Source organism: Brevundimonas sp. EAKA (genome assembly GCF_000698025.1).
Taxonomy (GTDB): Bacteria; Pseudomonadota; Alphaproteobacteria; order Caulobacterales; family Caulobacteraceae; genus Brevundimonas; species Brevundimonas mediterranea_A.
This window is the reverse complement of record NZ_JMQR01000009.1, coordinates 40,290-48,011: the sequence shown is the minus strand read 5'-3', so window position 1 is coordinate 48,011 and position 7,722 is coordinate 40,290. Positions and strand designations below refer to the sequence as shown.

General features: G+C 65.6%; 8 protein-coding genes and 2 tRNA genes. 3 read left to right on the top strand and 7 right to left on the bottom strand.

The genetic code is table 11. The features are described from left to right. Positions 1 to 141 precede the first annotated feature (141 nt). The 6 genes from ER13_RS02830 to ER13_RS02805 are packed head-to-tail and all read right to left on the bottom strand — an operon-like array spanning position 142 to position 3,967. Positions 142 to 423 (bottom strand): hypothetical protein, encoded by a 282-nt coding sequence (locus tag ER13_RS02830; RefSeq protein ID WP_008263388.1) that lies wholly within the window; start codon positions 421 to 423, stop codon positions 142 to 144. Next, on the bottom strand, positions 423 to 1,100 hold the full coding sequence (gene nuoE / locus ER13_RS02825; RefSeq protein WP_008263733.1) for an NADH-quinone oxidoreductase subunit NuoE: 678 nt from the start codon (positions 1,098 to 1,100) through the stop codon (positions 423 to 425). Before nuoE ends, ER13_RS02830 begins: the two co-directional genes overlap by 1 nt. Continuing rightward, positions 1,097 to 2,371: an NADH-quinone oxidoreductase subunit D gene (locus tag ER13_RS02820; protein WP_035306242.1), complete on the bottom strand. Its 1,275-nt coding sequence runs from the start codon at positions 2,369 to 2,371 to the stop codon at positions 1,097 to 1,099. Before ER13_RS02820 ends, nuoE begins: the two co-directional genes overlap by 4 nt. After that, on the bottom strand, positions 2,371 to 3,000 hold the full coding sequence (locus ER13_RS02815; RefSeq protein ID WP_008260708.1) for an NADH-quinone oxidoreductase subunit C: 630 nt from the start codon (positions 2,998 to 3,000) through the stop codon (positions 2,371 to 2,373). Before ER13_RS02815 ends, ER13_RS02820 begins: the two co-directional genes overlap by 1 nt. Next, entirely contained in the window at positions 2,997 to 3,620 is a 624-nt protein-coding gene (locus tag ER13_RS02810) for an NADH-quinone oxidoreductase subunit B family protein (RefSeq protein ID WP_154725271.1), read from the bottom strand. The genes ER13_RS02815 and ER13_RS02810 overlap by 4 nt, the downstream gene beginning before the upstream one ends. After that, a complete protein-coding gene (locus tag ER13_RS02805) occupies positions 3,590 to 3,967 on the bottom strand; it encodes an NADH-quinone oxidoreductase subunit A (protein ID WP_008262515.1) in 378 nt (125 codons plus the stop codon). The genes ER13_RS02810 and ER13_RS02805 overlap by 31 nt, the downstream gene beginning before the upstream one ends. Before the next feature lie 205 nt (positions 3,968 to 4,172). Here ER13_RS02805 and ER13_RS02800 point away from each other — a divergent pair, with 205 nt between their 5' ends. The 3 genes from ER13_RS02800 (at position 4,173) to ER13_RS02790 (ending at position 6,135) form a co-directional block, all read left to right on the top strand. After that, positions 4,173 to 5,804 carry an AbgT family transporter gene (locus ER13_RS02800; RefSeq protein WP_035306238.1) on the top strand — a complete coding sequence of 544 codons (1,632 nt, stop codon included), beginning with the start codon at positions 4,173 to 4,175 and terminating at the stop codon, positions 5,802 to 5,804. Positions 5,805 to 5,900: 96 nt separating this feature from the next. Beyond that, positions 5,901 to 5,977, top strand: a tRNA-Asp gene (locus ER13_RS02795). 81 nt (positions 5,978 to 6,058) lie between these two features. Continuing rightward, positions 6,059 to 6,135 (top strand) — tRNA-Asp (locus tag ER13_RS02790). Positions 6,136 to 6,251: 116 nt separating this feature from the next. Here ER13_RS02790 and ER13_RS02785 read toward each other — a convergent pair. Next, positions 6,252 to 7,502 (bottom strand): glycosyltransferase, encoded by a 1,251-nt coding sequence (locus ER13_RS02785; protein ID WP_035306236.1) that lies wholly within the window; start codon positions 7,500 to 7,502, stop codon positions 6,252 to 6,254. Positions 7,503 to 7,722: the final 220 nt, after the last annotated feature.

Genomic DNA, 7,722 nt, shown 5'->3' with positions numbered 1-7,722 from the left:
GGGCAACCGGCCCGCCCCGGCGGGGCTCCCCCCGCCCCGGCCGCGCTTGGGCGCGCGGCGCCCTGCCCGTTTCTGATCCATCGACATGGCGCCCCCCGGCACGCTGCATCGAATTCATGGAACCACAATCGATCAACGGCGTCATGACGACATGACGTCCAACTGGCGCATCCGGCGTTTGTGGTGCCGGTTTCGGGCGTAGATGGCGCCGATGACGCAGGCCCAGCCGGCGCCGAGCATGACGTAGGACAGGGTGAAGGCCCAGTCGCCCAGGCCCGGCGTCCCCTGACGGGTCAGCAAAATCAGCATGGCCGCGCCGACCACCAGCGCGAGCCCGCCCGCGCGCAGGGGCCGTGCGACAAGGCGCAGCTCCTTGCGGTACGCGGCGCGGCCTTCGTCGCTGTCGAGGTCGGGCGCAGGCATCAGGCGGGGGCCTTCTCGACCGGCGCCGGGTCGCTGTTGGGCAGTTTGGCGATCGGCTGGGCGGCCGAACCGTCGTACAGTTTCGGATCCAGCAGGGTCTTGGCCCCGCCGGCCGGCTCGGACGTGGCGCGCCCCTGATAGGAGCCCGGCTTGGGCGTCTTGCCGGCGGCGAAGTCGTCGATGATCTGGGCCAGGGACTCGGGCGTCAGGTCCTCGAAATAATAGTCGTTGATCTGGGCCATGGGCGCGTTCGAACAGGCGCCCAGGCATTCGACTTCCTGCCAGGTGAAGCGGCCGTCGGCGGACAGATGGTCCTTGGGACCGATCTTCTCCTTGCAGACCTTCATCAGCTCATTGGCGCCGCGCAGCATGCAGGGCGTCGTGCCGCACACCTGGATCAGGGCGGTCTTGCCGACCGGCTCCAGCATGAACATGGTGTAGAAGGTCGCGACCTCCAGCACCCGGATGAAGGGCATGCCCAGCAGTTCGCCGATGGCGCGGATGGCGGGCTCGGAGACCCAGCCTTCCTGCTTCTGGACCAGCCACAGGATCGGGATCACCGCCGACTGGCGACGGCTTTCCGGATACTTCTTGATCCACCATTCAGCCTTGGCCGTCGTATCGGCCGAGAAGGCGAACGAGGCCGGTTGTTCCTTGGCGAGACGACGAACGCTCATCGGTCCACTTCTCCGAAAACGATGTCGAGCGAGCCCAGGATGGCGGAGACGTCGGCCAGCTGGTGGCCGCTGTTGATCCAGTCCATCGCCTGCAGGTGACGGAAGCCCGGCGCCGAGATCTTGACGCGATAGGGTTTGTTGGTGCCGTCAGACACCAGATAGATGCCGAACTCGCCCTTGGGCGCCTCGACCGAGGCATAGACCTCGCCCTCAGGCGTCTTGAAGCCTTCGGTATACAGTTTGAAGTGATGGATCAGGGATTCCATCGACCGCTTCATCTCGCCGCGACGCGGCGGAACGATCTTGTTGTCCTCGAGCATCACCGGTTCGCCGGGGCAGTTGCGCAGCTTGTGGATGCACTGCTCCATGATCCGCACCGACTGCTTCATCTCCTCGATGCGGCAGAGGTACCGATCCCAGCAGTCGCCGTTCTTGCCGACCGGAATATCGAACTCCAGCTCGGCGTAGCACTCATAGGGCTGCGACTTGCGAAGATCCCAGGCGATGTCGGAGCCGCGCAGCATGACGCCGGTGAAGCCCCAGGCCAGGGCCTGTTCCTTGGACACCACGCCGATGTCGACGTTGCGCTGCTTGAAGATGCGGTTTTCGGTGACCAGGCTCTCGATATCGGTCAGGGCCTTGGGGAATTCGTGGCACCAGCGACCGATGTCGTCGATCAGGTCCATCGGCAGATCCTGGTGGACGCCGCCGGGACGGAAATAGTTGGCGTGGAGACGCGCCCCGCTGGCGCGCTCGTAGAAGACCATCAGCTTTTCGCGCTCTTCGTGGCCCCACAGCGGGGGCGTCAGGGCGCCGACGTCCATGGCCTGCATGGTCGCGTTCAGCAGGTGGTTCCCGATCCGGCCGATTTCCGAATAGAGCACCCGGATCAGCTGGGCCCGGTAGGGAACCTCAACGCCGAGCAGCTTCTCGATGGCCAGGCAGAAGGCGTGTTCCTGGTTCATCGGCGCGACATAGTCGAGCCGGTCCAGATAGGGCACGTTCTGCAGATAGGTGCGGGCCTCCATCAGCTTCTCGGTGCCGCGGTGCAGCAGGCCGATGTGCGGATCGACGCGTTCGACGATCTCGCCGTCCAGCTCCAGCACCAGCCGCAGCACGCCGTGCGCGGCCGGGTGTTGCGGGCCGAAGTTGATGGTGAACTTGCGGTCGTCCATGTCCTTGGCGTGCGCGGTGCGGTGATCGACCGGCATGTCCTCGAACGGATCGACAGCGCCGTTCACGGGCGCGGTTACGGGGGCTCCGTCAGCCATCAGCCCTTCACTCCAGCCTTTTCGTCGCCGGGAAGCACGGGCGCCGGGTAGTCGGCGCCTTCCCACGGCGACAGGAAGTCGAACGTCCGGAATTCCTGCGTCAGCTTGACCGGCTCATAGACGACCCGCTTCTGCTCTTCGTCGTAGCGGACCTCGACATAGCCCGTCATCGGGAAGTCCTTGCGCAGCGGATGGCCTTCGAAGCCATAGTCCGTCAGCAGACGGCGCATGTCCGGATGCCCCGAGAAGATCACGCCGTACATGTCGTAGGCTTCGCGCTCGAACCAGCCGGCCGACGGATAGACCCCGGTCACGGTGGCGACGGGCTGGACCTCGTCGGTCACGACCTTGACGCGGACCCGGGCGTTCCGGGTCATCGACAGCAGGTGATAGACGACCTCGAACCGCTCCTCGCGATCCGGATAGTCGGCGCCGCACAGATCCAGCAGCTGCTGGAAGCCGAACTGGTCGCGCAGCGCCGTCATGACCTCGACGATCCGTTCGCGCGGCGCCAGCAGGGTCAGTTCGCCGAAGGCGACCTGCGCCTCGACGCCCAGAGCCCCGACCATCTCGGCGCCCATCGGCGTCAAAGCGGCCTCGAACCGTTCTTGAACAGCCAGCGAGCTCATCGGTCGATGGTCCCCGTGCGGCGGATCTTCTTCTGCAGCTGCAGCAGGCCGTACAGCAGGGCCTCGGCCGTCGGCGGGCAACCCGGGACATAGACGTCCACCGGCACCACGCGGTCGCAACCGCGAACGACGCTGTAGCTGTAGTGATAATAGCCGCCGCCGTTGGCGCAGCTGCCCATGGACACGACATAGCGCGGGTCGGGCATCTGGTCGTAGACCTTGCGGATGGCCGGGGCCATCTTGTTGGTCAGGGTGCCGGCCACGATCATCAGGTCCGAGTGACGCGGGCTGCCGCGCGGAGCCATGCCGAAGCGTTCGACGTCGAAGCGCGGCATCGACATCTGGATCATCTCGACGGCGCAGCAGGCCAGGCCGAAGGTCATCCACATCAGCGAGCCGGTGCGCGCCCAGGTGATGACGTCGTCCAGCGAGGCGGTCAGGAAGCCGCGCTCGCCCAGCTCCATGTTGACCGACTCGAAGAACTTGTCGTGGATCTTGGGGTCATACCCCTCGACCATCGAACGCGCGGCCGAATTGGCGGGAACCAGGGGCCCCGCCGAAACGCCGGGCAGCGGCGAGGAAGGCGCGACTATTCCCATTCCAGGGCTCCCTTCTTCCATTCGTAGATGAAGCCGATGGTCAGTACGCCCAGGAAGACCATCATCGACCAGAAGGCGAAGATCATTCCGGCGTGCGACAGGTCGAACATCGACACCGCCCACGGGAACAGGAAGGCGACTTCCAGATCGAAGATGATGAACAGGATCGACACCAGATAGAAGCGCACGTCGAACTTCATCCGGGCGTCGTCGAAGGCGTTGAACCCGCACTCATAGGCGGACAGCTTCTCTGAATCGGGGCTCTTGGGCGCCAACAGCATCGGCAGGGCGATGAAGAGCACGCCGATGAAGGCGGCGATGCCGGCGAAGATAATGACCGGCAGATATTCGAGCAGAAATGCGTTCATTCAAAGAACCTCGGCCGCCGGGGAGAGGCGGGATTCGGCGCTTCTTAGACCCAACGTTCGCGAGGTTCAAACCCCTGCGTCCATTGGTTTTTTGTTGAGAACGGATCGCAAGTTCCCGGGCCATATGTCGCAGCCCCGACGCTTGCGGTTCTGGCCCCTTCCCGGCCCTACTGCCGCCTTGAAATCCCAACCGAAAGTCATCCGCATGAGCCTGGGCGCCCGTGTCCTGAACACCGTCGAGCGGGTCGGGAATCGCCTGCCCGATCCTGTCTTCCTGTTTCTGTGGCTGATCGCGGGCCTGATCGCGCTGAGTCTGGTCGGGGCCGGACTGGGCTGGTCGGCGGTCAATCCGGTGACGGGGGACCGTCTGGTCGCGCAAAGCCTGCTGTCGCCCGAAAATCTGGAGCGGCTGATCATCGGCATGCCGCGCACCCTGGCGGACTTCCCGCCGCTGGGGATCGTCATCACCATCATCTACGGCGCGGCGGTGGCCGAAAGGACCGGGATGTTCTCCACGGCGATTCGCGGCGCGCTTCTGAATGCGCCCCGCGCCATATTGACGCCGGTCGTCGTGATCACCGGCATGGTGTCGCACCATGCATCCGACGCCTCCTATGTGGTGGTGATTCCCTTGGCGGCGGTGATTTTCGCGGCGGCGGGGCGTCATCCCCTGGCCGGCCTGGCTGCAGGCTTCGCCGCCGTGTCGGGCGGTTACGCCGGCAATCTGTTCCCCGGCGCCAGCGACGCCCTGATCCTGGGCATCACCGAGCCCGCCGCCCACCTGATCGATCCGTCCTATTCGGTGAACATCGCCGGCAACTGGTTCTTCATCGTCGGGGTGGTGTTCGTCTTCACGCCCATCGTCTGGTTCCTGACCGACCGGGTGATCGAGCCCCGGCTGGGCAAATGGACCCCGTCCGAAGGCGTCGCCGCCCCCGCGACCTCGGAAAAGGAGCCTCTGACCGCGGCCCAGAGACGCGGTCTCCAATTCGCCGGCCTGGCCCTCCTGGCCATGATCGGTCTGTGGACCCTGATCACCCTGCTGCCGGGCTCGCCCTTCGTGGACCCCGACGCCGACCCGGAGCAGAGGTTCAATCCCCTGTACCGTTCGCTGGTCGCCTTCTTCGCCGTGGTCTTCTTTGTCACGGGCGCGGCCTTTGGGGCGGGATCCGGCTCGATACGGTCCCATCGCGACCTGGTGCGGATGATGCGTGACGGCATCGCCCAGCTGGCGCCCTATATCGTCCTGGCCTTCTTCGCCGCCCATTTCGTGGCCATGTTCAACTGGTCGGGCCTGGGGCCGATCCTGGCGGTCAACGCGGCCGCCGAGCTGAAGAGCCTGGCCCTGCCCGCGCCCCTGCTTCTGATCTGCGTCGTCCTGGTGTCCTGCTTCTTTGACCTGTTCATCGGCTCGGCCTCGGCCAAATGGTCGGCCCTGGCCCCCATCGTCGTGCCGATGTTCATGCTGCTGGGCATTTCGCCGGAGATGACGACGGCCGCCTATCGCATGGGCGATTCGGTGACGAACATCGCCACGCCGCTGATGAGCTATTTCCCGCTGATCCTGACCTTCGCCCAGCGCTGGGATCCGCGCTTCGGCCTGGGCTCCCTGATGGCGACCATGTTGCCTTACGCCGGGGCCTTCCTGGTGGCCGGCCTGACCATGGTGGCGGCCTGGGTGGCCTTCGACCTGCCGGTGGGGCCCGGCGTGGGCGTTCATTACGAGCCGCCCGCCCCGGCCGTCGCCGCTCAGGAGCCCGCCACGGGCGGCCTGTCGGGCCCGCACAGCCCGCCCCAGGCGGCCGCAGTCCCTCCGTCCACGCCCCTTCCGCGCTGAGGCGGGTCTTTCTCGGAAAAGGCCGCTTGACGCGCTGGGTCAGCCCGCCTAAACGACGCCCCTCGCCGGGGCGCACAGCCGCTTCGGCCGGGAAACGCGGGTGTAGCTCAGTTGGTTAGAGTGCCGGCCTGTCACGCCGGAGGTCGCGGGTTCGAGCCCCGTCACTCGCGCCACTCTTTCTAGAAATAGACAGAGTGGCGCTACCGCCTTCCCTTCATAGTTTTCGAAACAACTCAAAAGTTTCGACCTGATACGCGGGTGTAGCTCAGTTGGTTAGAGTGCCGGCCTGTCACGCCGGAGGTCGCGGGTTCGAGCCCCGTCACTCGCGCCACTTCTTCCAGACGAAGAAGTGGCGCGCCGCCCCTCATTTCCCGACTATCTTCAGACCTGACGCGACGGCCCGGATATTCGCGTCCAGATATCGACCCGAAATCACGACGTAACGCGTCAGTGAACGGCGAACGCCTCTTCGGGCTGAACAAAGGCGGCCTCGCCCGTCAGTTCGCCGTAAACCATGCACAGGTCCTCGAACACGCGGCTCCAGGCGAACTGGCTGACGGCCTTTTCGCGGGCGGCGCGGCCGATGGCCTCGATGTCGCGCGCAAACAGGGCCTCGACCGCCTGGGCGTAGGCGTCGGCGTCGGCGCTGGTCGCCAGCTGGCCGACCGTGTCATCCACAGTCTCGGCCACGCCCCCGGCGTTGACGCCCACGACCGGGCGGCCACAGGCCATGGCCTCCAGCACGATCAGACCGAAGGGCTCCTTGTCATTGGCGTGGACGAAGGCGTCGCAGCTGGCGATGATCCGCGCCACCGCGCGCGGATCCTTCTCATAGGGCATGGAGATCACCCGGTCCTCGGCGGGCATGCCTGAACCCGCCCCGACCAGGACCAGATGATAGGGCGCGCCCAGTTTCTGGACCGCCTCGATGAGAATATCGACATTCTTCTCCTTGGCGGGACGGCCGGCGAAGCACAGCAGGCGGGCGTCCTCGCCCAGGCCCAGTTCTCCCAACAGCCATTTCCGATCCCGGCGTTCGGGTCGGAAGGTGTCGATCTCCACCCCCAGGGGCCGGATGACGATATTGTCGACGCCCGCCTCTTCCAGTCGACGGGCGATGAAACGGCTGGGCGAGATGACGCGGTCGAACTGGGAAAACAGGCGCGCCCAGCGTTTCTCAACCGGCTTCTTGGCCCATTCGCCGAAATGCAGCGCCGCCAGCCCGGCGGGATCCGAGTGACAGAAGCCGACGACCGGACACCCGACCCGCTGGCCGGCCTCCAGCGCGCCCTGACCCGGCGTGTAGGGGTCGCCGGCCTCGATGATCGACGGCTTCATCGCCGCGACCCAGGCGCTCCAGCGCTTGACCGAACTGGGCCAACGATAGCCATCGCCGAACGGCAGTTTTGTCGCCCGCAGTTGCACGATCCCGTCGGCCCGCGCCTTGTGCCGCGCGCCCGGCACGATAAGCGAATGGCTGACGCCCGACCGATTCTCCTCGATCCAGGCCTTCTTCGACAGAAGATAGCGCTTCACCCCGCCCGAGCGCGGCGCATACAGCATGGTGGTGTCCACCAGCCTGGGCCGGTCGTCCATCGACGCCAGCTTCAGCGCTCTCAATGTGTCGGCGACCTCGACGTCCAACCCCGGAATCAGCCGGAGTTCGCTTTCGTGAACGTCGAGGTCGGTCAGTGTCATGAAGAGGTTCTCGCCGGGTCTGGGCTAACCAACGCCGGGGGGCGTGGGTTGGATGCGTCGCGGTGAAACGCGGTGGACCGTTCTTCCGCCCGTAAACCCCGCCGTCGGAAACCTCAATACCTCTGAGCCAAAACCTTCCGCACCCCACCTAATAGACCGCGAAATCAGCCCCTTATCCAAGCTACGGTTGCGACACGCTCTTGCAACAGACTGGACACGG

Coding starts and splice junctions, on each gene's coding strand:
- ER13_RS02830 (WP_008263388.1), bottom strand. CDS start 423: ATGCCTGCGCCCGACCTCGACAGCGACGAAGGCCGCGCCGCGTACCGC.
- nuoE (WP_008263733.1), bottom strand. CDS start 1,100: ATGAGCGTTCGTCGTCTCGCCAAGGAACAACCGGCCTCGTTCGCCTTC.
- ER13_RS02820 (WP_035306242.1), bottom strand. CDS start 2,371: ATGGCTGACGGAGCCCCCGTAACCGCGCCCGTGAACGGCGCTGTCGAT.
- ER13_RS02815 (WP_008260708.1), bottom strand. CDS start 3,000: ATGAGCTCGCTGGCTGTTCAAGAACGGTTCGAGGCCGCTTTGACGCCG.
- ER13_RS02810 (WP_154725271.1), bottom strand. CDS start 3,620: ATGGAAGAAGGGAGCCCTGGAATGGGAATAGTCGCGCCTTCCTCGCCG.
- ER13_RS02805 (WP_008262515.1), bottom strand. CDS start 3,967: ATGAACGCATTTCTGCTCGAATATCTGCCGGTCATTATCTTCGCCGGC.
- ER13_RS02800 (WP_035306238.1), top strand. CDS start 4,173: ATGAGCCTGGGCGCCCGTGTCCTGAACACCGTCGAGCGGGTCGGGAAT.
- ER13_RS02785 (WP_035306236.1), bottom strand. CDS start 7,502: ATGACACTGACCGACCTCGACGTTCACGAAAGCGAACTCCGGCTGATT.